The organism is Flavobacterium phragmitis (assembly GCF_900112575.1).
GTDB lineage: Bacteria > Bacteroidota > Bacteroidia > Flavobacteriales > Flavobacteriaceae > Flavobacterium > Flavobacterium phragmitis.
Window position 1 is genome coordinate 172,511 of sequence record NZ_FOMH01000007.1, and the last position, 25,469, is coordinate 197,979.

The following is a 25,469-nucleotide window of genomic DNA, read 5'->3' on the forward strand; positions in this document are numbered from 1 at the left end:
AATTTAAATAGTGTTTTTTCGGCCTCTTGCGCCAACTGGCCATTGCGCATAAATTTGATGTTTTTTGTTCACTGTCTGAAGATTGTCGTATAAAGCGACAGTCGGACAAACATGATACGGTTCGGCATAAATAATATCGCCAATTTCATATTCATTCTGACTTCGATTTTCTACAATCAAATGTTCTTCAGAATGAGCAGTCGGAATAAGGTTTTCATCATTCAAAACAACCAATCTTTTATCAATTGGATTTTCTGATGAAACCGCTTTATAACCAATATCAACACAAATAGTATTTTTTGTAGGTTTTGAAATGATAGTTCCCACAATCACCAATGCAGGCTTAAAATCTTGTTCCGGAAGATGAGCCTGATAATTAGAATCCCAAAAAACAAAAGTTCCTGGACTGCATTCTACATTTTCCTGTGATGCATAAAACGGAAATGTGTTTGAACCTCCTGCCACAATTTTTAAATCATAATTACTGGTTGCAATTTGATTGATAATTTGGTTGAATGCTTTCGAAGCTTCTAAATTTCGTTCTTCCAAACTTCCTTTTATATGTCCGTCATAAATATGAATTCCTTCAAAATGAAGATTTTTTAATTTTAGAATCTCCGCAATTAATGCTTTCCAATCTTCAGAAATAGAAAATCCTGTTCGGTTCATTCCGGTATTTAAATCCAAATAAACGGAAAGAATTAGATTATTTCTTTGCGCAATTTCATTTAAATCAGAAGCCGTTTTCAGATTGTCTACAATAGTGGAAAAATGAATTTCAGGAAATTTTTTAATCAATGAAATCCATCTTTCGACTTTTAATCCAACAGGTTGATAAGCTAAAAGAATATCTTCGATACTTTGATTGGCAGCCAATTCAGCTTCAGGAATTGTAGCGCACTTTATTTTCTTGATATTGTAAATTTTGAAAAGCTCCAGAATTTCGGCATTTTTATGTGTTTTAATGTGCGGACGCAATCGCTGCGTGTCGCCTTTGACATAAGAAATTAACTTTTCGATATTGTGTCTTATACGATCTTCGTAAACTGCTAAAAACGGAGTATCGATAAGCGTTTCGGAATTGATTTTCCACCAGTTCTTTTGCATGTTTTTTTTATTACGTTGAACATAATTTTTTATTTAAACACATAGAAACGTAGATTTTTATCATTTGAATTTTTAAAGATTAAAATAAATGACTAGTCATTTTCACATAGCCTATGTTTATTAATCTAAAGTGAAACGCCTTTTAAGCAGAATCAAAAACTATGTTTCTATGTGTTTAAAAAAAATTAATACAATTCAAAAAGCGCTTCGACTTCAACCGGAATATTATCAGGAAGAGATCCAAATCCGACAGCGCTTCTCACACCGATTCCGTTTTCTTGTCCCCAAACTTCTGCAAATAATTCACTGCAACCGTTTATTACGTAAGGATGTCTTAAGAAATCTGAAGTACAGTTTACCATTCCCAAAACTTTGATGACTCTTTTTACTTTGCTCAAACTCCCAAAATTGGTTACAATTGTCGAAAGCATAGTCAATCCAACTTGTCTTGCGGCTATTTTTCCAGCTTCGATGTCCATGTCTTCTCCAATGCGGCCAATAATTAAAGATTTATCATCCTGAACAGGACCATGTCCGGATAGATATAAATATTTCCCGTCTACTAAGTAAGGTTTATAAATTCCCAACGGCTGTGGAGCTGGAGGTAATGACAAACCCAGACTTTCGAATTTTTCTTGAGGATTTAAACTCATGATTTTAATGTATTAAAGCGTTTAAAATAAATATAAATACGATTCCCAAAACAGAAACCAATGATTCCATTACAGTCCAAGATTTAAAAGTGTCTTTTAGACTGATGTTAAAATACTCTTTGAACATCCAGAAACTCGGGTCGTTAACATGTGAACACATTAAACTTCCGGCTCCAACAGAAAGAACAAAGAGATTAGGGTCGAGATCGTTTGATTGTAATAAAGGTAATAAAACGCTGGCAGTCATTAATCCTGCAGCAGTTGCAGAGCCCACACAAATACGAATAATCGCCGCCATAATCCACGCTAATAAAAAGGGATGAATATTAACCTGATTTAAAGTCGCAACAATAGTTTCGTTTACGCCGCTTACAATCATTACTTCTTTTAAACAGCCTGCACCGCCGACAATTAAAACAATTAAAGCAACGTCTTTTATAGCCTGTGTATAATCGTCCATAACAGATGACATACTTCTGTTCATTTTAATTCCTAAAGTGTAAGTGCAGAGTAAAAGTGACAATAACATTATGATACTTGGATCTCCGATAATTTTACAGATAGCGATTAGTTTTTCATTATCTGAAATTAGTGGAAGCAAAGAAGTAATTGTTAATCCGAAAACGGGAAATAAAGCAGAGAATAAACTCAGTCCAAAACTCGGTAATTTACCTTCGTTAGTTATTTCTTCCACATTTAAAATCTCATGATCCGATTCGGTTTTGATGTTTTTAAAGCGAGTTGAAAACCAAAGTCCGGCAATTAAAATGGTTGGAATTGCAATGATAATTCCGTAAATTAAAACCAATCCGATATCTGCTTTCAAAATGCTGCTCAAAGCCATTGGGGAAGGATGTGGTGGCAGAAATCCGTGTGCAACAGAAAGTGAAGCCAGCATGGGAATTCCCAAATAAACTTTAGATAATTTAAATTGATGTGCCACCGAAAAAATCAACGGAACTAAAAGTACAAAACCAACGCTGTAGAAAAGCGGAATTCCGATGATGAAGCCAGTTATCATTAAACCCAAACGAACATATTTTCTGCCAGTCCAATTCATGACCGTTTTGGCAATCACTTTTGCGGCGCCAGAAGAAACGGCAAGTTTACCAATACAGGTTCCGAAAACAATAATCAAAGTGATTGAGCCGAGCATTTCGCCTAGGCCTTTTTGCAAAACAGGAGAAATCGTTTCTATTGGCAATCCAAGAAAAAGAGCAGCCAAAAGCGACGTAACGATAAAAGCTATAAACGGATTGATTTTAAGCCAGGCAATCTGTAGAATTAAAAAAATAATGCACGCAGTGAGTATGAGAATGCTCATGGTTTGTGGTTGTATTTTAGTTAGTTATAATTGTGGTTGGAATTTCAAATATATAAAATATTTCTACACTTCGCATTTTTTTTGCAAAAACTGCGTTTTTTTTGCAATGATAATGTTAAAAATATTGGGTTGTAAATAAAGATTCCGTCGATGTTTTCTACCTTTATGGAAAAATACAACGAAATGAAAATTGCTTTAATCCAATCCGACCTTGTTTGGGAGAATGCTGTTGCAAACAGAGAAAATTTCGATTCAAAAATTAATGAAATCGATTCTGGAATTAATTTGATTGTGCTTCCGGAAATGTTTTCTACAGGATTTACAATGAATGCTTCGGATGTTGCAGAAACTATGCAGGGAGAAACTCTTGAATGGATGAAATGGAAGGCCAAACAAAAAAATGCAGCTATTACAGGAAGTGTCATTATAACTGAAAACGATGCATTTTACAATAGAATGTTTTTTGTTTTTCCGTCAGGAGATTTTCAATATTATGATAAACGACATCTGTTTTCATTGGCGGGCGAAGATCAGTTTTATACTTCTGGAACTCAAAAAGTAATTGTCGATTATCTGGGTTGGAAAATCGGTCTTCAGATTTGCTATGATCTGCGATTTCCTGTTTTTGCAAGAAATGTCGAAAATTACGATTTGCTTTTATATGTTGCCAACTGGCCAAAAGTCCGTATCAATGCTTGGGATACTTTGTTAAATGCTCGTGCAATTGAAAATTTGTGTTATGTTGCTGGAGTAAACAGAGTTGGTTTTGATGATAATGATTTTGAGCATAATGGTCATACCCAATTAATTGATTATTGGGGGAATTATATTATAAAGCCACAAGAAACTCAGGGAGTTTTTGTGGCTGAATTGGATAAAAATATAATGTTGGAGACTCGCAGAAAATTGAATTTTCTAGGCGATAGAGACCAATTTGAACTTAAGCTTTAAAAGGCTTTCCGTTTCTTTTCGGCTTGTTTTTGCTTTTTAACATCTTCTTTTTTCTCGACTTCTGGATTAAATGGTATACTCAAGTCAATAGGTTGGTCTACATCCCAGTTAGACCGGACATCTATGCCTTTTTGATAATAAAATACTTCTTCTGCATAGGTTTTCTTTAAGAAACTTCCAGTGTCGTAGACTTTATTTTTATTGTCATCGTAAATTACACGGACAGTAAACTCTTCGGGAACCAGTAAATTAAATGTGATTTTGGTTTCGCCCTCAGAATAGGCGCTGGCCAATACATTGTCTCCTTTTTTGTTGGTTATTTCTACAATAATCGGAAAACGTTTTACGTTTCGTAAATTCAAGATCAGATTTCCATAATCTTCATATTCTTTAGTCGATAATTTGTATGATAAGGTATCGTTTGTTTTTTCATAAAAATCGGTTAAAGCACCTGGAAGGAAAGTAAAATGGTATTTTTCCAGTGGCTTTTTTTCAAAATCAACATAGAGCTTTTGGTCAAACTCATCATATTCTGTTGTAAAATCGACGGCTGTTGAATCTTTGTTGACTAATGTGATTTTAGATTTATCAAATTTTACCAATGGAGTTTCAGTTTCCATAGTAAAACGTTCCCTAAAATTAATCTGGCCGTTCTGCACTGCCTTAATGTTTAAAGTGTCTTTCTTTAAAGCTTTAATCTTAAGAGAAAACTTTTTATTGTAGCTTTCTTTTGAAACTTCCATGGATAATGAATCCACTTTTAAAGGCTTAAACCAAATCTGAAGAGAATCTTTTTTAGGAAATTGTGTTACAATAGTTTCCAGAACTTCATTTCCGTTTTTAAGAACAATTTTTGGTTTGTCATTTTTGAAATTCTGTTTTCCTTCATACGGCAATAACAATCTGTTTCCAGAAGCTTGAATTGGTTTGAAAGTCTTTAAAGGCAATGTTTCTTTAAATAATTCCAATTCATAAACTGTATCTGTTGGAATCGTAATATAATGTTTTAAGAATCCGATTTTATCGTCTTTTGGATTAAATTTATTGTTGCTTCCTTTGTCTTTTAATGCAACCAAAAGATATTTTCCTTCTTTTAAATTTTCAAATTGGAAAGTTCTCATGCTGTCCAAAGTATTCGTTATATAACGTGGAAACTCTTTGTAGATAACAGAATCTTTAAATTTATCATTTACTTCATACAACATTACAGAAACAAAGTTGTCTACGTATTTTTCGTAGGAATCTTTAATTCTTCCGTTCAATTTAAGAGAATCGATATAAGGTCCTGTAGAAAAAACATACTTAAATTGATTCAGTGCATTTCCTTCATTATTATCTGTAATGGCTTGTCCAAAATTTAAACTATAAGTAGTATTTGGCTGTAAAGTATCACGGATTTCAATTTTTAGAAATTTACTAACCGAAGTAGGCGTAATTATAGGTTCGTTTTTAAACGGAGGAGAAATAATTAATTGTTTGTTCTTGTTTTTCAGTTTGATGTATTCGTCAAAATTTAAAATAATGGTGTTGCCTTTAAAATTTGTGCTATAGTTTTCAGGATAACTTGATACCAATACTGGGGCAAGTGTGTCTTTTAAACCGCCTGTAATACTGCCTCTTTTAGCGCAGCTTACTACTGAGATTAGAATTATAAATAGAATGTATTTTAGAGCGTTTTTCAACATAACGGTTTTTCAAATTTGATTGCACAAAATAACGATTATATTTGCTTTAATTGAAATTTTTTATCCATTTATTAGGATTTAAGACTTTTATATTTCTTCAATTTTTTTAGCGTTTCTAACATTTTAAAACGGCATAATTTCTTACTTTTGGGTTCAAATGTAATTTTTAGGTTTTGTTAAAACGAATTTTTCCAGTTCTATTTTTCTTTTTACTGCTGTCGTGCAGTAAAACCGAAAACCCAATTATTTCCTTTTATTACTGGAAAACAATTTTCAAGTTTTCTGAAATAGAGAAAGAAGTTCTGAAAGATAATCAGGTTAGAAAACTTTATGTACGCTATTTTGACATTGGACTTCAACCCGAAACGAAACAGCCCATTCCAATTAGTCCAATCCGATTTGATGAAAATTTAGAAGGATTTACGATTGTTCCTGTGGTTTTTATTCAGAATAAAGTAATGCTTGAGCCGAATTTGGATGTAAATGATCTGGCAGAAAAGACTTTTGGTTTTATAGAACAAATCAATCTAAAGAATAAAATTAATTGTCAAGAAATTCAAATTGACTGCGATTGGACATTAAAGAGCAAAGAGAATTATTTAAAGTTCATAGAAGTTTTCAAGAAACTTTCGAAGAAAAAACTTTCGGCAACAATTCGACTCCATCAGGTCAAGTATTTTAAAAAGACCAAAATCCCAAATGTAGATTCGGGAGTTTTAATGTATTACAATATGGGGTCCATTGCGCCAGATTCGTTAAATTCAATTTACGATCAAAAAGTCGCTTCAAAATATCTGAGCAGTTTAAAAAAATATCCGCTTCATCTAGATCTAGCTCTGCCAATTTATTCCTGGGGAGTTCATATTAGAAATAATAAAGTAATCGGACTTCGTTCTAAAATGAATACAAAAGAGTTGTCGAACGATCCAAATTTTGAAAAAACACATTCTATTTTTTTTAGAGTTAAAAAGTCTAATTATAAAAACGGAATTTTCTATGAAGAAAATGATCTGCTGAAAATAGAAGAAATTACAACAAAAGATTTAAAAGAAATGGCAGAAGATTTGGATGAAAATCTGCCTGAAAAACCAAACGAAATTATATTTTACGATTTAGACGAATTCAATTTAAACCATTATGAAAAGAATATTTTTGAACAAGTTGTTTCTAAGTTTTAGCCTTGCCTTACTTTCGATATACGGAATCATTTATGCCTGTGCCGGTGGAGACGACTGGGATTTCTTTGGCTACAATTCTAATTTTACGCCCGAAACTTTTGCTGACAAATCGTATTCGCCTCTTTTTCTTTCGGGAGGAATCTTTTACGGAATTGGTTTTGATACCCAGCACAATTCTCGCTTTAATAAAAACATAAAATCAGATTGGGCTGATTATCTTAAAGGAAAAGCCGATACAACGACAGTGAATTATTTTTTGATTGGAGATGAACGCCCAAGTTATTATTCCGATGATAAAAATACAATCAAAAACAAAGAAGAAATTGAAGATCTTCATGTGTTTTATAAAACCAAGAAAGAGAATAAGAGTTCACTGAAATGGGGAAAAAAGATTAGTCTAAAAGACGATAAAATTAAAAACTTTGTCGAGTTTTTGTATTTGGCTCAAAAAATAGAAACCGTTTCTATTGGTCAAGATTATTGGAGTTATGATCCAGTTGTGGAGAAAACATTTAATGATGCCAAAATGATTCAGTCAATCGAAAATGTATATAATACGCTGTCTGATCCTTTCTTAAAAAACAGATATTGGTTTTTAACCATGAAAGCCCGTTTTTACAGTAATGACAAACAAAAAGCGATTGACTTTTTTAATAAAACAGAAAGTTCTGTTGCTAAAAATACTTTGTATTATCGTGCTTTGGCTTATGTAGCGGGAATCAATTTTAAACAGAAAAAATATGCGGTTTCGAATTATTTGTATGCTCAGGTTTTTGATAAATGCCCAGAATTGCGTGTTGTAACAGCTTATAGTTTCCGTCCAAAAAACGAATCCGATTGGACAAAAGCTTTAGCAATGGCGAAAAATAATAATGAAAAAGCGGCGCTTTGGGCCATTCACGGTTATTATAAAGATGAAAAACAAGCTATTGAAAAGATTTATGAAATAGATCCAAAAAGCGAGCATTTGAATTATCTGGCAACTCGTTTGGTAAATTCATTGGAACAAAAAATTAATAATTCGTTTCAAAAGGATGGAAGTCAAGATCAGCCAAGAAAACCGCAGACTATTGCGGAAAACAAAACAGAGAACAAATCAAAAATCGATAATAGTGCTTTAGATTTAATCGCTAAAATTTCGGCAGCAGGAAATACACAGAGACCGTATTTGTGGGATATTGCCATTGGATATCTCCAGACTTTAAAAGGAGATTATGCGAATGCAGATAAAAATTACAATAAAGCAGAAAAAACGCTCCCAAAAACGGAACTAGCTCGTTATCAAATTAGATTGCTTCGTTTTGTAAATAATATGAGCAAGATTGACAAATTGGATGATACTAATATTAAAACCGTTTTGGCCGATTTGAATTGGCTTTATTTTGAATTGCCGAAAACATATAGAGGAAACGAGTTCCGTTATCAAAATGCTTCTCAGTGGAGTAAAAATTATTTGGCAGCTTTGTACAAATCAAAATCAAATTCTGTAATGACGGAACTGTTTAGTGAATCGCCTTACAGTTATTGGAACAGTGGAAACACATTTTATGATAATGAAAAAGATTTATTAGCAATGAAAAGCTTTATGGAGAAATCCAATAAAAGTGAAATAGAGAAAATTGGTGCTGGCATTTATAGTTTGAAATTAAAAGACATTAATAATTTCCAAGCGATTCAAGCGACTTTTAAAAATAAAATTCCAGAAGCAATCGAATTTATGAAACAAGCCGATTCAGTTCAGTATTATAAGTTTTTAGGAAATCCGTTTAACGGGAGCATTAAAGATTGCCACGATTGTGATCATGTCGCTTATCAAAAAAGAAAATATACTTATATGGATTTCTTGACAACCATAAAAGAAATGCAGGATAAGTTAGCAAAGAAAGAAGACGTTTATACCAACAGTCTTTTACTTGGAAATGCATTTTATAATATCTCTCATTTTGGAAACGGAAGAACGTTTTATGAGATTAGTATTGTAGGTTATGGATCGAGTCCGTATTCATTTAGAAATCCGATGAAAGATATGATTACGAATAATTCGGTTTCGAAAATGTATTATCAAAAAGCTTTTGAAGCTGCATCCAACAAAGAACAAAAAGCAAAATGTCTGTATCTGATTTCGAAATGTGAACGTAATGATTATTACAACAAAAAATACAGCGCAATAAATAGTTATTGGGAAATTCAAGACGATAAGGTTAATTTTATAGCTTGGAATTCATTCAAGGCTTTGAAAAAAGACTATTCAGATACTAAATATTATCAGGATGTAATTGCGGAATGCGGTTATTTTAATACTTATGTGAATCAATAAATTTGAAACGATGGTAAATAAAATTGAACATATCGGGATTGCAGTAAAAAACATGGACGATGCCAATATTTTGTTCGAAAAAATGCTTGGTGTTCCGTCTTATAAAATGGAAGCTGTAGAAAGCGAAGGTGTGCTGACTTCTTTTTTTCAAACGGGAAACAATAAGATAGAACTTTTGGTTGCCACCAATCCAGAAAGTCCGATTGCTAAATTTTTAGAAAAAAAAGGAGAAGGAATTCATCATATCGCTTTTGATGTTGATGATATCGAAGCAGAAATCTCCCGATTGAAAAATGAAGGTTTTGTGCTGATAAATGAAGTTCCGAAGAAAGGAGCCGACAATAAATTGGTTGTTTTTCTGCATCCAAAGAACACAAATGGAGTTTTGGTGGAACTTTGCCAAGAAATTAACTGAAAAAAATGTCATTTTAATTTTTAAATAAGGTGTTGAAAATCAATTTCGTTTTTCAGATTCTGCAAAAGATTTTAAATTAAATTCAAATGATGTCTTAAAATATTTGGAGTGAATGAAAAATAGTAGTAATATTGCAACCTCTAAACCGGTCCTATAGCTCAGCTGGTTAGAGCACCTGACTCATAATCAGGTGGTCCCTGGTTCGAGCCCAGGTGGGACCACCAGCTTATTCGTCCAGACTTTCAAAATGATTGTCTGGACGTTTTTTTTGCAGTAAACTCAAGGGTTGCAGAACTTCATGCCCTTTTCTCAAATCACTTCAATAGAGACAAGCCTAAAAAAAGGCATTCTTTTAGGTACCCCAAAAATTAAAATAGGTACCCCACTTTTAAATTATTACTATTATGAAAATCAATAAAATATCAATTTTGTTTTTATTGGATAAGGTAAAAACAAACAAACGGGGTAAATGTCCTGTAAAATGCAGAATCACATTTAGTGGTAAAAGAAAACCATTTTCAACTGGATTGTTTATAAAACCTGAATATTGGTTTAATGATGAGCAATTAGCTAAGCCACCCAATGAAGACAATAATTACATAAATACCCAAATGAGCCTGATTAAGAATAAAATTAATCAGGCTTTTTTATTTCTACAAGTTCAACAAGATGACTTTGATATAGAAGACATTTATTTACAGTATAAGGGAGAAAATGTAAAATCGAACAAAACTATTTTGGTACTGTTTCAAGAGCATAATGATAAAATGGAGAAATTAGTAGGTAAAGATTATGTGATAGGTACCTTATGGAAGTTTAGGCAAGCACGAGAGCTGTTGAAAGCCTTTTTGAAATATCAGTTTAAGAAGACAGACTATGAATTTGCAGATCTTAATCTAAAATTTCTTCTTGATTATGAGTTCTTTCTTAAAACTGAGAAAAATCTAAGTCAGGCTACTATAAACAAAACAATTCAAAGATTTAGAAGAATAGTGAGAATTGCTATTTCAGAAGATCATTTGGAGAAAGAACCATTTTTGATGTACAAAGTTAAGAGGGCAAAGAAAGAAGTTGTTTTCTTAACTCCTGAAGAATTAGACAAGCTTGAAAAACATCAATTTGCTCAACAAAGACTTCAGCAAGTTAAGGATATGTTTATTTTTTGCTGTTATACAGGCTTGGCATTTAATGAAATGTCAAAACTTGAACATAAACACATTGTAATAGGTTTTGATGGTCATAAATGGATTAAAATAAATAGAGAGAAAACAAAAAAGCTAGTCTCTGTCCCAATATTATCCAAGACCACTAGCACAATAGAGAGGTATTGTTCTGAAAACTCTTCTTTTATATTGCCTAGGATTAGTAATCAGAAGTTTAACTCTTATCTTAAAGAAATTGCTGAGGTTTTAGGTATTGAAAAGAAGCTTACACATCATACCGCAAGAAAAACTTTTGCCACTACAGTACTTTTATACAATGATGTGCCTATGGAAATTGTGAGTGAGCTTTTGGGGCATTCAAAAGTTACTGTTACGCAAGAATACTATGCAAAAGTTGTACAGAAAAAAGTGAGTGAGCATATGGAACTTTTATCCAGAAAGCTTGATATGTCAGAATAGTTGATTTGAAGGTTTTGCAAAGTTTGCAGATTTTGCAGACCTTGCAAATAAAATTTTATAAAAACGATTTCAGATGGCTTTATATAAATGGAAAAACTTTGCTGATGATAGTCAATATAGCACTAGTGCAATAGAGGAGTGTGAACTAAGTTTTCAAGATTTACTTCCGGAAATTAGTTCAGTAGTGAAGCCATTTTTTGCACACCATCAAAAGGCTGAAATCCCCACCAAGAATAAGAAGTTGCTTGTAGATTTATTAGCACTGAATATTCTAGATATATCATTACAACAATTTATTACCATTGGGTGTGCTTTACAGTCTCAATGGAATTCAGCTTTAACAATGTACGAAGATGATGATTTAGTAAGGGATTTTGATTTGGAAAAAGAAAATTATAAATCCCTTTTTGATGTGTTAGAAAAGTTTCTTTTTGCTGAAAATTATAGAGACTTACATTCCCTTTCTTTCAAATCCTCTTTTAGTGGCACTACAACAGTTAATAATTTTTTTGTTTTACGAGATCTATACGAGGCTATTTGTTTGGGTTATGATATAAAGAAAGAAAACTTTGAAGAAAGAAAAGCAGAAATCCTTTCAATGACTAATCAGGTAAGACTTCCTAAGCTAGGAGAAAAAATAAAAATTGATTATGCACGAACATTATATAATGCTATTGAATCAAAGTTTGATAAAGGTGCAGACACATTAAGATTTATAGGGGCATTTTTTCATATCTTCCAAGTTCCAACTAATAATAGCCAAACACTAGAGTTATTGTATGATAATATTTCTGATACTTTAGAGTCTATAGACATTAAAAACTTTAGGCATTATCTAACACATAGGCCAAGCATATTTCATGTTTAGTTTTTGAAACAAAAAAGTCTAGATTTTTGGTTTTTTCTGTTTCAAATTACCCTCTACATTCGATGTAATTTTGTGAACGAAACAATGGGAAAAGCTCATTGTGTAATTTAACATTTTTACAAATGGAAACAAATTTTAAAAAAGAGGATTTAAAAACAGCAGAATTTGAGAGCTCATCATCTTCTGCGCAATTAGTAAGTTTAAATAAAAAGATGCCAGATGAGGTGTTTGAAAACTTGCCAGAGCCATTAAAAACAATTACTGAAAAATTTGAAGGTAGAGAAAGGGATATTCTTCTTTTATCATCAATTGGAGTAATAAGTTCAGTTCTTCCTAATGTGTATGGATTTTATGATGGAAGAACTTTTAATCCTAATCTTTATGTCTTTATTATCGCTCCTCCCGCTTCTGGAAAAGGAACAATGAATTGGTCAAAAAAGTTAGTTGAGCCAATACATGAAAAACTACTTAAAGAAACTAATGCAAATAGGATTAGATGGAAACAGTCTGAAGAAAGAACTAGAGGAGAAAAACCAAAGTCACAATTAAAAATAGTTCCTGCAAATACTAGTTCATCAAAATTATACAGTCATTTGGAAGAAGCAAATGATAGTTTGCTGATTTTTGAAACTGAGGCAGATTCTCTTTCAAATATGTTAAAACAAGATTGGGGAAATTTCTCTGATTTACTAAGAAAGTCTTTTCAGCATGAGACTTTATCACTTAGTAGGCAAAGTGATGACAGATTTATAGAAATTAAAAAGCCCAAATTATCTATTGTTTTATCTGGGACACCAGACCAAGTAAAGCCATTAATTGAGTCTAAACAGAATGGGTTGTTAAGTAGGTTTGTTTTTTATGGCTTTGATGAGATAAGTGGTTGGAAAGATGTATCTCCTAAAGCGCATAGAGTCAATTATGATGATTTTTTTGAGGAACAATCAAAGCTAATTTTTGAGATTCATGAAAAGTTGAAGCAAAGTAAAGGTGTAGAAATAACTCTTACGGAAGACCAATGGGATAGATTTCAGGAGAAAATGAAGATGGCTTTAAATATCATTGCAGAAAATGATAAAACTGATTTTTTATCAGTAATTAAGAGATTTGGATTAATCTGTTTTAGGATATGCATGATCTTAACGATATTAAGAAACAAAGAAAGAATTACTATTCCTGAAAAAATATGTTTTGAAGCTATTGATGAAGATATGAAAATTAGTTTGTTGATGGTTAAGAATTTGATAGACCATTCACTTCTAGTTTTTGATAAATATGAAAAAAAGGTTGTTTCATTGACAATGGCTGAGAGGAATCTTTTAAATCAATTACCAAATGCATTTAGAAGAATTAAAGGTTTGGAGGTTGCAAAGGAATGTTCTGTTCCTGAGAGAACATTTGATGAAATATTAAAAAAATGGGAAAAGCAAAAGATTTTGAAAAAGACAGGCTTTGGTCAATATGAAAAAATAATAATAAAACAATAATAAATTGCAGTTCTGCAGACTTTGCAAAGTCTGCAAACTCTGAAGTAAATCAATTCAAGCAGATATCGTGAGGTATCTGCTTTTTTTATGAAAAAACATTCAACTTAATATTAACAATTTTAAAGATTAAAATTATGCAATTAAAACAATCCGAAAGAAAACAAGTAAAGCTACGCTTAGGGATTAGTGGGGCTTCAGGGTTTGGAAAAACCAAATCAGCACTTTTATTAGCCTACGGAATGACTAATGATTGGAGCAAAATAGCAGTTATTGATACAGAAAACTCTTCTGCATCTTTATACTCAGATTTAGGCAATTTCAATGTCATTGATTTGTCGGCACCATATTCTCCTGAAAGATACATAGAAGCCATTGAGCTATGTGAAAAAGCCAATATCTCTGTGGTTGTAGTGGATTCGATCTCTCATGAGTGGAATGGTGCGGGAGGTTGTTTGGAAATACATGAAAAGCTTGGAGGTAGATTTCAAGATTGGGCAATTATTACACCAAGGCATCAGGCTTTTATTGATAAGATCTTAAATTCTAGTTGCCATATCATTACAACAGTGAGAAGAAAAATTGATTACAGTATGGAATCAGAAAATGGGAAATCTAGAGTTGTAAAGCACGGAACTAAGGAAATTACACGTGAAGGATTTGAGTATGAATTAACGGTCAATTTCGAACTGATTAATGACAATCATTTAGTAAGAGCGAGTAAGGATAGAACTTCTTTATTTGCTAATAAGCCAGAGTTTGTTATTACTCCTGCAACAGGTAAACGAATTTTAGATTGGTGTAACGTAAAACCAACCTCTATTAAAGAAATGCTGGATAAAATAGAAAGCGCATTATCTGTTTCTGAGTTAACAAAGCTGTACAATGAAAATCCATCTTATCAGGAAACATTAAAAACACAATTCACTGATAAGAAAATACATTTAGAAGGATTAACTAACCAACAAAATTTTAGTTCAAATGGACACAAGTATCTTTGAAATTAGCCAAGAGAGGGAATTACAAATAAAATCTGTAATCCCTGAAAATAAAATTCTAAAAGGGAATGATAATACAATTAGTTCTAGTGCCTTGTATCTTCCGAAGCCTTTTATTGAAGCAAATACTATGGAAGTGAATTTAAGCCACTTAAAGAATAATTGCGTAATACCAGTATTCTCTAAGGACAATGAAAGAACAATTGCGCATCAAGAGTTTATAGAAATTGTTCAAGGATGTACAAGTAGAGCTTTTCCTAATCATGTTTTTGATAAACCTGAAATAAGAGTTTCCCATGAAATAAAAGGTAGAATTCCCGAAGCGATACAAAAGCAAGCAAAAGATTTGCTTGATCATGAGAGGACTCAGTATTTTGAAAGGATGGCTTTCATCATCAGAATCCCTAGTATCACAGAAACAATCAATGGTAATGAAATGTCTTTGGTAATAGGCGGAGTCCGAAGTTATAATTTGGAAAACCTTTATAACAAGAAATCTTTTGAGAAGTTCAAGTTCTTTGTTGGGTTTCAGGTAAAAGTTTGTTGCAATTTATGCGTAAGTACAGATGGTTTTGCTGAAGAGATGAGAGTTACTAGTTATGTGGAATTACAGTCAAAAATTATGGAGATACTTCAGAATTATAATGCTGAAAAACATTTGACAGAAATGAAGAACCTTTCTGAGTACTCTCTTTCAGAGCATCAATTTGCAACTCTATTGGGTAGAAGTAAGCTTTATCAGCATCTACCGAAGAAAGACAAGATAAATATTCCAGCATTGCATTTTAATGATGGACAACTCAATACTGTTGCTAGAGATTATTATGAAGATAAAAACTTTGGAAGAGATTTTAATGGAGAGCTTAATCTTTGGAATATGTATAATCTGTTCACTCAGGCTAATAAGAGTAGTTATATTGATACATTTTTAGATAGGAATATAAATGCTCTTGATTTTTCAAATGGTATTTCTAAGGCACTAAATGATAATAATAGTTATCATTGGTTTTTGAGTTGAGAAGAGCCCAACTCCATTAGGGGTTGGGTTCTTAAATATTTTAATTAGTATGCTTGTTAAAAAGAAATTATTTAACTTTATGTGTTAAAATTATGTCTACTTCTCCAGATTCTTTAGAAGAATTTCCATGAATTTCCGTCTGAGTCTTCTTCTTAAAAGGTTGTTTTTTTATGGCAACGGTATGAAATGGAAAATGTTTTTTTAATATTTCTAATGTCGTATTAAATGTATACTCCCTTACATCCGTTCTAATGTATATTGTACTACGTTCCTCATTCATAATTTTTGAACAATATCCAAAAACTTTATCTAAAAGATTATAATATTCCACCTTAGAACCAAATCTTCCTTTGTGCTTGTGTGCATTTGATTTAGGAATAGCAGATTCACCTAACATCCATAGTCTTAACCATTGATCTGCATAATAATCTGTTATTGACCAATATGGTGGAGAAGTGAACAATAATGAAAATTTTATTTCGTCTTCTTTTGCGCTTTGTGCAATTTTTTCTAACTCATCTGAACTATCACCAAACAGTATAGAGCTATCAGTAATTTTTGGTGTTCCATTTTTATATCTCCATTTAATTTTTTTAGTAATAAATTCTAAAGGATTTATTTCTGGAGGATGTAAGTAGCCTTTTTCTTTCCACCATTGTATGGAATAGTTCATTCCCATGGACTTAGTCATTCTCATCTGGTTAGATAAACCTTCGCCAAGTTTTCCATGTAAGTAGACTATAATAATTGACATTAGTGTAGCATCCACCTTATCAGTTTGCCAATTTAAATTTTTTCTAGCGGCCAATAAAAATTTAAGTACTTCATCACAGTAGCAAAATCGGTAGAATTCCGGTAGTTTCTCTATAGACTTTGTATAATGATTTCTTAATTTGTAAACAAAAGTTAATCTATCTAGAACTAATTGTTGCTCTGCAGGATTTAACTTTGTAGAGCCATAGAGCCATCCAACAGGATTAATTTCAATTCCTAAACTATGTCGTTCAAGTACTCCTCCAGCAAAAATACTAGAACCCCTTCCTGCAAACGGATCGATTATGTAGTCACCTTTTTTGGAATACTTTTTTACAACATTGAAGGCGAAATCTATTGGAAACATAGCATAGTATGGACCAAATTTTGACCAACGAGATTCAACAGCCTGTCGTCCTTTTACTATTTTACCAATGTTAATCATTTGTTATTGGAATTAGCTCTAATTTCTCTTGCTATTTTATCAAATATTGATTTTCCTAAATTCAAAGGAATAGCTGCTTCTGCATGAGCAGTTGCCAAAGGTGTTACTGAGTTTTCATAACGATTTGATACCAATTTATCTAGTAATTGAAGTATTTCTACTAATCTTGGGAATTGAGCAGGAAAAGCAGTTTCAAGATTTGATTGATAATTATTATAAGTAGCAATTGATGCCACAACTCTATGACCCACTTTCGTTTTGTAAAAGATTTTTCTGCCAAAAGAAGTATCCTCTAAGTATACATACTCAGGATGCTCATTAAAAACAATATGTTCCTTTATATATTTATTAGCTATAAGAAAAGCTGATTGATTAGGGAAGTTATTATTAGATCCATTTTGCATAACATCAATCTGTGAAAAATGATTAACAAAGCTTCCTGTTCTTTCAATTCCTAGGATTATAAGGTTTGAGCCGAATTCCTCGGTAACTTTTGTATTTAATCTTTCTAATTCTGTTCTTATTGGTTTTGCCAGCCAAGAAGCTGTGCTGAAAACAGCTAAAGTTCCTTCAATAAAAAAGGCTATGTCTCTTAATAATGAAAAATATTTTGGTTGTTGTTCGAACGATCTTAACAAGTGTATTAATTGTAATTTTTTGAATGTTTCTTTTATTTGACCATACATTTCACCACTTGTTCCAGAAGAGTTCAATAGCTCATGAAGCCTGAGAGCATCAGTTGAATATAATTTTCCATTACAAGTATTACATTTGTATTCTCCAATATTAAACTCATAATCTGCATTACAATTATCATGAGGACATTTAGAAGGTCTTCCGCTTGCCACTCTTTCCTTTAGTAAGTATTCATAAGTGTCTAACATTGTCTCAGTTTCTCCAAAGATTTGAACTTTTTTGAGTTCATCGTAGAGTATTTTTCGCATAGAAGATTTAGCACAATCTTCTCCCTGTAAAACAACATTGCACCCCACGAAAAGACTATCAATGGAAGTTGGCTGTTCAGTTTCGCGAAACTTTTTTGGATCTACAAATTGTTCTTTCTCAAGCTCTCTTACTTTCTCAAGCAAAATTACCACAGTTGACACAGTAATATATCCTATTTCTGCGCCAGGATATCCATTTTGTATAATAGATTTACTGTAGTCGCCATCAATAGCAATTAATAATTTTGGTTGCCATGATGATTGTTCTAGATCTTGTAATTTGATAGTTTGTTCATTCCAATTTGTTTCCTCGATATTACTATTTACCCTAATTTGCGTTTGTAATTCTTGGATTTTAGAATCCGAGAGAAGTCTTCTTAGAGGTTCATAAGATTGACCATTTACAAAATTGTTATCGCTCATTATTATTTTGTTTTTATCTCAAATTTGTCAACTTGTACTGGAATTACAAACATATTACTAAGAGTTTTTACTCTTAAAAAACCTTTGTCTTGTGCACGCCTAATTGAAGGTTCAAAATCAGCAAAATCATAATATTTCTTAAGTTCTTTAGTTTCATCAGTATTATTTAAATGACTAATAAACCAATTAGCTGTGTTTTTTAATATGTTTTTTTGAATACTACTTATTTCTTGGGTAGCATAGACCATACCTATTCGGTATTTTGAGCCTTCTTTAGCTGTTCTTACCCAAACATCAGAAAGATCCAAATCATTTCCAGCAGGTAAGATATTATGAGCTTCTTCTAAATAAACAAGAATTTCTTTAATATCTTCATCTCCATTTCTAAACGCACTTTGGTTACCTTTAAAAATGTGCCACATTATCCGAGTAGCTGAAGATTTATTCAGTTCTGGTTCTCCACTAGATTGGTCTACTATCACAAGTTTACCTTGAAGTAAATCTTTATAAATATCATTAGCATAGTCAGTCCCTACATCTATAGTATGCTGAATGTTAACGCCTCCTATTAAATTTATTGCTTTAGAATAATTGAACATTTCAAGCAAGCTTTCCAGTTCTGCTTCTGCCCATCCTTCACCAGTAGAATCATCATCATTTGCATTTGTCCTATTGAGTATGTAATTTTGGTTGAATGTGTTAAAAGTTGCAGTTGATAAAAAATGGAATAATCCTTCAAAGGCAGGAAATAAACTATCCCACGAGACATCTTTTAGACCTAATGTTGCGCCTGCTCCATTAATCAAGCCTTGTTTTTTTGGAGCCCTTGTGTCAACGTGGTTTATCATGGCTGTTCTTATTTCCTCACTAAAACTCCCGCTTATATTAACAGTTCTCTTTGGAGGTGTAAAACCAGCTTTATTTAATAACGCTCTATATACAAGACATCTTCTTTCATATCTTTTTAGTTGTCCTTGATATTCACCTTGATTATCATAATCACTTTCAATAGGTTTGCTAAAAGCAATCTGCCTAAAGTTTTTCAAATATTGAGCAGATTGATCTGCGATTTTGAAATCAATAATTTCTTTTCCTATTTGTAGATTATCGTCTTCAAAAAAATTGATTTTCATTAATCTTCTAAAAGGATCTTTGGGATGCTTCAAAATACCATAAGTTACAACTTCAGATTCTGCGATTGATTTAATTTCATCCCATATTTCTCTCTTTTTCTTAGGATCTTTTTCATTGTGAAACTTGATCTTTAAATCATCTGACTCTTTTTTAAGTTTGAAATTTTGTCTCCATATATTTTTTAGTGCATTGGGATTACCGCCTCCATCTTTATCCTGAACATTTTCATTTGCATATTCTCCGTTAGGGTCAAAAATGATTTGTCCGATTCGAATTGAATTATGTTCTTTACTTTTAGGAATCCGCAATTCAAATACGGACTTAGAAATAATTTTTGTTGTATTTGATTTACCTGTTCTTGTCATACCAAATAAAGCCGATTTCTGTGATAATAAATCTGCTGGATAGATAAAAACGGGTACATTATCTACTTGCTGATGTTTTCGGTTTGTAGATGCATATCTTACTGAGCCTAATTTAACACGTTCTGTTTCTCCATATTTTTCGATATGTGATTTAAGGTTTAATGGATCACAATAATTGACAATTTCTTCTAATGCTTCTGCATTTGGTTTGAAAATTTTGAAGCCTTTGTTTGAGTAATAATTTGAAATATCACTTCCAAATTTTAATTTAAGACCATCGTGAGGCTTATTTTCATCCTCTTCAAGGAAAAAAGTTCCAACAATTCTACAAGAAACCCCTGAGAAGCTGAGCACATGTCTTGTGTTTAAATCCATTGATTCTTCTCCATCCCAATTTTTATCAACTTCTCCACTAATTCGCTGACTTGTATTTATCCTTATACTTTCTGCCTCTTTATCTTGTGGGATTTGTGCAGCATCCATAACCCTTAGAAGAATTATTGAAGCATCTTCGTCTTTATAATCGATTTCATTTTCAGGATTAATTCGAGTAGCAATTAGAAAGCTAAGACTGGGAATTCCACCAACTTTCTGCCTATGAAAATCATGTACTAAAACTTTTCCCTCATCATAATTAATAGAATATAGGTCGCCTACCAACTGGTCTTTTTGAATTAGTTTGGAAAATATAGATTTGGCATCCCATTCTGGTTGCTTGTTTTGTAATTCATCAATTGACTTTTCAAATTGCTCCATATTTCTAGTTATTTATTTTGTTCTTCCGAAGAAATTCTTATGGCTTTCTCAAAAGGGGTTTCTTTATTGGCTATAAATAACCTTGCATTTTCTTTAAAATTTTCATCACCATTATCTTCAAAGAGCATTTCTAATTCTCTTATTTCTTTTTCAATGTCTCGTTCATCTGCCAAACGAATATCTCTAACTTCCTGAATAGCTTCTTTTGTAGTATGTTGAGATAGATTTTTATTAGCCATTTCAAGAAATTTATCAGCTTGATAAATATTAATTCTTTTTGTCGTTTCTTCTTTGAATTCTTTGATTAATTCAGGTCTTGGACTTATTGTTTTTCCTTTGAATTTGTACCACCAATCTTCTTTTAAGTCATCAGTAATAAGAATTATGGAACCATCAACAGCCTTAGCTTTTTCAATAACTTGTTTCCAAACAATAATATCTCCATATAAAGAGCGGTTACCTTCATTTTGCTTTTCTTTCATATCCATATATCCTGGAGGAACTTTTTCATCATATCGTTTTTTTCCATCTCGATATAATTTTTCAAGTTCATCCTTGGTAAAATCATCCCCAACTTTACCTTCTAATAAAGCACTTAATTTTTCCCAAACCGGATCTTTGTCTAAATAATCAGGATGTTTCTTTTCTAGTGTATCCAAGTCACGACCTATTGAATTAAAAGCAGATTCAATTTGCCTTTTTAATTCACTAGTTTGTAAGTATGGGTGTTTTTTGAAGCTATTTAGTTTAGCCTCTATTTCACCCTTCTTTTTTATTAAAGTTTCACGAATATCTTTGTAAGCCTCTTTTTGCGCATTTATTACAACTAATCTATTTTTTTGGTATTCGAAAGCGGCTTGATAAGTAATCCAAATACGGCCTTCTATTTTTTCTAATAAACTAAAGAAGGCTTCTCTTGTGCTAGGCGAGTATCTATACAAGTTTAATAAAACATTTGCATCAAAGCAAAAGATGTCTTTTTCCCAATGCTCCTTGAGTTGGGGTTCGTTTAATTTATAATATTCACTGAACTTATCTTTCATTAATTTAAGACTTTAAATATTAAGTTTATAGGACATTTTAAATAGCTTCTAATTCTCAAATATAATGTTTATTGTTAAAAAAAATAACATTCTCAAGTTACATAAATGTAAGTTGTTCCGAAAGCCGTAATCCTCTTGTCAAAGTATATTAGGAATTAAGATCTAATTTTTTAAAGCTCATAAAATGAGTTGCAAAAATTATTTTAAAAGCAATCAATGGCGGTAATTTTTATTAATCATATTTGTGGGTAATCACTGTTTTTTAATAGGTAAATTAAACAGAATTAAGATGGTGTGAGTTCCTTTTCTTCCTCATCTATTTTAAATTTTTCGTAATTATCAAGTTTATGTTTATTTAGAACACCGTTGATTTTTTTTGAAATACTTGAAATTGTTACATGTTCTTTATCCTTTTTGTCAATTGATAAATTAGAAATATTAAACTGGAATTCAGAAATGTTCATATTTTTCTTGTCTGGAAATTCAAACTCAATTATACAATTTCCGTCACAGCCCAGTTTGTCCAATTTATATTTAAATTTTATTGATTTTAATTGAATAAAATTGTGATTTTCATTTTGGGTAATAAAAATATGATCTTGTAACTTCTTTCCTTTTAAACTTAAATTATTTACGTTGTTTAAAAAATCTTTTAATGTTTCAGGTAATACACTAGTATCTTCGTAGTCGGGAAGAATATCTATATCTGTAATTTCTTCAAATATTAAAGTGCTTCTAAAATCTTTAGCGAATGAATAAAAGTAACTAAATCTATTTTCATTTGTAAAATCCCCAAATAAAATCCTGTGTATTTTTTTGCCTTTTTTAATGTAATTATTATTGGAAAGTGTCTGTTCGTAATTATCTAAAGCAAAATCTATTACTTTTTCGGAGTCTTTAGAAGTAAATGTTTTGGTAACAATAAGTTTATCAGCTTCCTTCTTGAAATTTAATGAAGCTGAATGGTGGGACTCTCTACTAGACCAACCCTTGATATTTGAAGTAGACTTTAGTTCTATATCAAAATTTATTTCATCATTATTAATAACTAGGTTTGGACTACCTAGAACTTCATAACTAGGTTTATAGGTCAATTTTTCATTTAAGATTTCATGAATATTTAAATCTACACAAAAATCTACTAGATCTATATTCTCATCAATAGGTATAACTACCGTTTTAACTTTATCTTTTTCTTCTTTTTCACTGTTTTTTTCATACAGATAAGTAAATTCCTCAGGGGAAAGTAATAAAGACATATAAATTGGAAAAGTTGCATTTTTATCTGAATTCTGGGTAATAATTCCCTTCTCTTTCAGAAGTTTATTTATATGATTTGTTGTTAAAAAAGATTGAGAAAGTAAATCTCTTAACTCTGTACCATTGGGAAGTATATTATTCATTATTTCTGAAATCTATTTTATGTTTAACAACTTTAATTTGATTTTTTAAATTTTCATCGATACTAGTTAATGCTAAGACCTTTTTTATCATTTGCTCATGATCACTTTTATTATAGTTTGGAAATGAAAAAACAGTGTGATCTGTAGTTTGTAAGCTATTAATGTTTTTGGCTAGATTTATTAAAGTGATAAAACTATCCTCTGTAAATTTATCTTTTATTAAAAGATATAGAATTTTTTTACCTTCATCCTCTATTCTTAAGGGGATTATATTAGAGCTTAAGTATAATAGAGGTAATTTGCTTCCGTATCCTAAATTATTACTTGAAATGTTAAAGCCTGTTTTAGGATATATAAAATCTACTTTCTCAAAAGTATTTTTTACAGACAGAATATTTTCAAATAAAAATTCAAAAATGTCATTATCTATTATTAATATTTTGTCGTAAACATCATTCTCAACAGTTGTAATTTTTGAAGTAATTTTTTTTCGTATATTCCATTCATCATCTTGAGATTTATCTTTATTAGATAGCCAAAATAGTATGCCAACGTAATCAGTACTGGTAACACCTTCTGCAATATTTGATTTATTCACTATGGAACTTAGTGGACTTTTCTTGTAACAGTTAATTGTATATACTAATTCTTTAAAGTATTCATGAAATTTTGCTTCAAATGTTGTAAGAGTTGGATATTTATCAATAGTATGTTTAATAGAAATAACCCCTATTTCTAAGTTATTATCTTTTAAATTATTTCTACTGTAAACTAAAGCATCTATGCCATGTGTTGTTCTTGTTTTTGCAGTAGCTATTACATGTTTTTTTTCATAAACACAATTGATAGATTCGTTGGTTTGGATATTAGAATAGCCTATGATTTCTTTTAAAAATTTTTCAACTATATCTTCACCATGTTCACCACTTCTTTTGGATGTTTCTCCCATTACAATATTATTTTAAATAATTAATCATTTTGAATTATTTCATTTTTTAAATTATTTTATTTTTTGAGCTCTAAAAATTAAAGTTGGAATATAATATTTAAAAAATTTAACTTCACCAATGTAAGAATTATTTGCTGATATGAAACAATCTTCTTAAATTAAAATGTGTGAATGGTATGTTCGTTTTTAAATCAATAATGTACTGAATAGATTTGTTTTGATAATCAGCATATTGATGAGTTTTTATTATTTGTTATAAAAAAAATCGAAATAATTTTTTTATAAAATTTTTTCGAGACATTAATATTACTTACGCATAGCCTACCTCAAAGTACCCCCGTATGGGTCTAAGCAGTTTACAGATACCCGTACCTAGTTGTGAGAAAATTAGAAAATTTGTGGTTCAGATAGTGTACTAAATATTTTTTCTTTACAGATTCTGCATTCTTGTAGTTAATATGTTTATAATTTCTGTGTCATAGTTTTGAGTTTAGATGTATTTCTTTTGTATGTCTATTATGCTTCTAAGTATGTTGTTTAAAGAGTAATGTCGGATTCTATTTAATTATCTCACTAAATACCCTCACTTATTTTGAGCAATGACAAATTTATTGCTCTTGATTTAAAGAATGTTTTGGATCAGGATATTATCAACTCAAAAAAAAACATAAACATGGTACGAATTGTAAACTATCAAAAAAGACAAACAGAGGAAGGTAAATTATTCTTTGTGTTAGAAATCCAAAGTGGGATTGAAATGGTATTAAGCACCAAAACAGGGCAATATTATGCGACAGCAAAAAAAGCAAATATCTCATCTACGTTTGATGAGGAAACCTGTAAGGCATTATTAGGAACAGATATACCCGGAGGCATTAGAAAAATGGATTCAGAACCTTATGAATACACTGTTAGGGAAACAGGAGAAATTATAATGTTAACCCATAGGTATGTTTATCAACCAGAAATAAATATTCCCAGCTCCGCTAGCTCCAATAAGGGAGTATTTGAAAATGATTTTGCCACAAGAGTAGAAACATTCTCTCGTAATGGTCATTTAACGGAAATGTCAATCCAATAATTCAAAAAGTGTTAGTTCTTATATGGTATATCTATATTGGTTCTAACACTTAATTCTTTATGGAAGTAGCAGAAATAAAAGTTTCCTATTCAAATAATAACGTTGAAAGGATAAAAGTAACTAATAGCCAAATTTTGTATAATCTGGTTGTTAAGCAGTGGGATTTAGATCTTATAGAATTCCAAGAAGAAGTTAAAATCGTACTTCTTAATAGAGCGAATATTGTATTAGGAATTTATGAAATGTCTAAAGGGGGAACTTCAGGAACTGTGGTGGATATTAAAATAATTCTGGGTATAGCATTAAAATGTAATGCGTCGAATATTGTAATTACTCATAATCATCCTAGTGGTGCTCTAGAGCCTAGTGAGCCTGACAAGTTAATTACAAAAAAGCTTAAAGAAGCCTGTAGAATATTGGATTTAAATCTTTTAGATCATTTAATAATTACAAGACAAGGTTATTATAGCTTTAGTGATAACTGTATTTTATAATTTAGTTTTGTAAAAAAACTTGCTTTTTTGGAAGAATTGTAGTACCTTTGTGTAAAATTAGC

The 25,469-nt window shown here is 31.2% G+C and carries 21 protein-coding genes and 1 tRNA gene; 12 read left to right on the plus strand and 10 right to left on the minus strand.

What is annotated here, in order from left to right:
- Nucleotides 1-3: 3 nt before the first annotated feature.
- From BM289_RS13880 to BM289_RS13890, 3 genes are all read right to left on the minus strand, one after another.
- Entirely contained in the window at nt 4-1,107 is a 1,104-nt protein-coding gene (locus BM289_RS13880; protein WP_091494515.1) for a D-TA family PLP-dependent enzyme, read from the minus strand.
- A 185-nt stretch (nt 1,108-1,292) separates the two neighbouring features.
- Complete coding sequence (locus BM289_RS13885) at nt 1,293-1,760, minus strand: RidA family protein (protein WP_091494517.1); 468 nt, start codon at nt 1,758-1,760, stop codon at nt 1,293-1,295.
- Nucleotides 1,761-1,764: 4 nt separating this feature from the next.
- Nucleotides 1,765-3,084: a GntP family permease gene (locus tag BM289_RS13890; protein ID WP_091494519.1), complete on the minus strand. Its 1,320-nt coding sequence runs from the start codon at nt 3,082-3,084 to the stop codon at nt 1,765-1,767.
- A gap of 183 nt (nt 3,085-3,267) precedes the next feature.
- Between BM289_RS13890 and BM289_RS13895 the strand changes: the two genes are divergently transcribed.
- Nucleotides 3,268-4,035, plus strand: a complete 768-nt coding sequence (locus tag BM289_RS13895; protein WP_091494911.1) for an amidohydrolase — start codon at nt 3,268-3,270, stop codon at nt 4,033-4,035.
- Here the strand turns inward: BM289_RS13895 and BM289_RS13900 are convergent.
- Nucleotides 4,032-5,720 carry an Ig-like domain-containing domain gene (locus BM289_RS13900; protein WP_091494521.1) on the minus strand — a complete coding sequence of 563 codons (1,689 nt, stop codon included), beginning with the start codon at nt 5,718-5,720 and terminating at the stop codon, nt 4,032-4,034. The two genes, BM289_RS13895 and BM289_RS13900, sit on opposite strands and share 4 nt — an antisense overlap.
- Nucleotides 5,721-5,893: 173 nt before the next feature.
- On the opposite strand from BM289_RS13900, the gene BM289_RS13905 reads away from it, so the two are divergent.
- From BM289_RS13905 to BM289_RS13945, 9 genes are all read left to right on the plus strand, one after another.
- Nucleotides 5,894-6,898, plus strand: coding sequence for a hypothetical protein (locus tag BM289_RS13905; RefSeq protein WP_167365429.1), 1,005 nt, complete (start codon nt 5,894-5,896; stop codon nt 6,896-6,898).
- Nucleotides 6,858-9,215: a hypothetical protein gene (locus tag BM289_RS13910; RefSeq protein ID WP_091494523.1), complete on the plus strand. Its 2,358-nt coding sequence runs from the start codon at nt 6,858-6,860 to the stop codon at nt 9,213-9,215. The genes BM289_RS13905 and BM289_RS13910 overlap by 41 nt, the downstream gene beginning before the upstream one ends.
- A gap of 10 nt (nt 9,216-9,225) precedes the next feature.
- Complete coding sequence (gene mce, locus BM289_RS13915) at nt 9,226-9,630, plus strand: methylmalonyl-CoA epimerase (RefSeq protein ID WP_091494525.1); 405 nt, start codon at nt 9,226-9,228, stop codon at nt 9,628-9,630.
- 147 nt (nt 9,631-9,777) lie between these two features.
- Nucleotides 9,778-9,854, plus strand: a tRNA-Ile gene (locus BM289_RS13920).
- Between the two features lie 180 nt (nt 9,855-10,034).
- Nucleotides 10,035-11,252 carry a site-specific integrase gene (locus tag BM289_RS13925; protein WP_091494527.1) on the plus strand — a complete coding sequence of 406 codons (1,218 nt, stop codon included), beginning with the start codon at nt 10,035-10,037 and terminating at the stop codon, nt 11,250-11,252.
- Between the two features lie 73 nt (nt 11,253-11,325).
- Nucleotides 11,326-12,120: a hypothetical protein gene (locus BM289_RS13930; protein ID WP_091494529.1), complete on the plus strand. Its 795-nt coding sequence runs from the start codon at nt 11,326-11,328 to the stop codon at nt 12,118-12,120.
- Nucleotides 12,121-12,242: 122 nt separating this feature from the next.
- On the plus strand, nt 12,243-13,604 hold the full coding sequence (locus tag BM289_RS13935; RefSeq protein ID WP_091494531.1) for a DUF3987 domain-containing protein: 1,362 nt from the start codon (nt 12,243-12,245) through the stop codon (nt 13,602-13,604).
- 134 nt (nt 13,605-13,738) lie between these two features.
- A complete protein-coding gene (locus tag BM289_RS13940) occupies nt 13,739-14,602 on the plus strand; it encodes an AAA family ATPase (RefSeq protein WP_091494533.1) in 864 nt (287 codons plus the stop codon).
- Complete coding sequence (locus tag BM289_RS13945) at nt 14,583-15,617, plus strand: DUF3871 family protein (protein ID WP_091494535.1); 1,035 nt, start codon at nt 14,583-14,585, stop codon at nt 15,615-15,617. The genes BM289_RS13940 and BM289_RS13945 overlap by 20 nt, the downstream gene beginning before the upstream one ends.
- A gap of 67 nt (nt 15,618-15,684) precedes the next feature.
- Here BM289_RS13945 and BM289_RS13950 read toward each other — a convergent pair whose 3' ends face one another.
- The 6 genes from BM289_RS13950 to gapS4a form a co-directional block, all read right to left on the minus strand.
- Nucleotides 15,685-16,815 carry a DNA methyltransferase gene (locus BM289_RS13950; protein ID WP_091494537.1) on the minus strand — a complete coding sequence of 377 codons (1,131 nt, stop codon included), beginning with the start codon at nt 16,813-16,815 and terminating at the stop codon, nt 15,685-15,687.
- Nucleotides 16,812-18,182 (minus strand): DNA double-strand break repair nuclease NurA, encoded by a 1,371-nt coding sequence (locus BM289_RS13955; RefSeq protein ID WP_091494540.1) that lies wholly within the window; start codon nt 18,180-18,182, stop codon nt 16,812-16,814. The genes BM289_RS13950 and BM289_RS13955 overlap by 4 nt, the downstream gene beginning before the upstream one ends.
- Nucleotides 18,183-18,184: 2 nt before the next feature.
- Nucleotides 18,185-20,437: a helicase HerA domain-containing protein gene (locus BM289_RS13960; RefSeq protein ID WP_091494542.1), complete on the minus strand. Its 2,253-nt coding sequence runs from the start codon at nt 20,435-20,437 to the stop codon at nt 18,185-18,187.
- An 8-nt stretch (nt 20,438-20,445) separates the two neighbouring features.
- Nucleotides 20,446-21,480 (minus strand): PIN-like domain-containing protein, encoded by a 1,035-nt coding sequence (locus BM289_RS13965; protein ID WP_091494545.1) that lies wholly within the window; start codon nt 21,478-21,480, stop codon nt 20,446-20,448.
- 284 nt (nt 21,481-21,764) lie between these two features.
- The gene (gapS4b, locus tag BM289_RS13970) at nt 21,765-22,883 is read right to left on the minus strand and encodes a GapS4b family protein (RefSeq protein WP_091494547.1); all 1,119 of its coding nucleotides are present in this window, start codon (nt 22,881-22,883) and stop codon (nt 21,765-21,767) included.
- Nucleotides 22,876-23,832: a GapS4a family protein gene (gapS4a, locus tag BM289_RS13975; protein WP_091494549.1), complete on the minus strand. Its 957-nt coding sequence runs from the start codon at nt 23,830-23,832 to the stop codon at nt 22,876-22,878. The genes gapS4b and gapS4a overlap by 8 nt, the downstream gene beginning before the upstream one ends.
- Before the next feature lie 592 nt (nt 23,833-24,424).
- On the opposite strand from gapS4a, the gene BM289_RS13980 reads away from it, so the two are divergent.
- Together BM289_RS13980 and BM289_RS13985 are read left to right on the plus strand one after the other, a co-directional pair.
- Nucleotides 24,425-24,913 carry a hypothetical protein gene (locus tag BM289_RS13980; RefSeq protein ID WP_244165378.1) on the plus strand — a complete coding sequence of 163 codons (489 nt, stop codon included), beginning with the start codon at nt 24,425-24,427 and terminating at the stop codon, nt 24,911-24,913.
- Between the two features lie 59 nt (nt 24,914-24,972).
- Entirely contained in the window at nt 24,973-25,407 is a 435-nt protein-coding gene (locus BM289_RS13985; RefSeq protein WP_091494552.1) for a JAB domain-containing protein, read from the plus strand.
- The last annotated feature ends 62 nt before the right edge of the window (nt 25,408-25,469 follow it).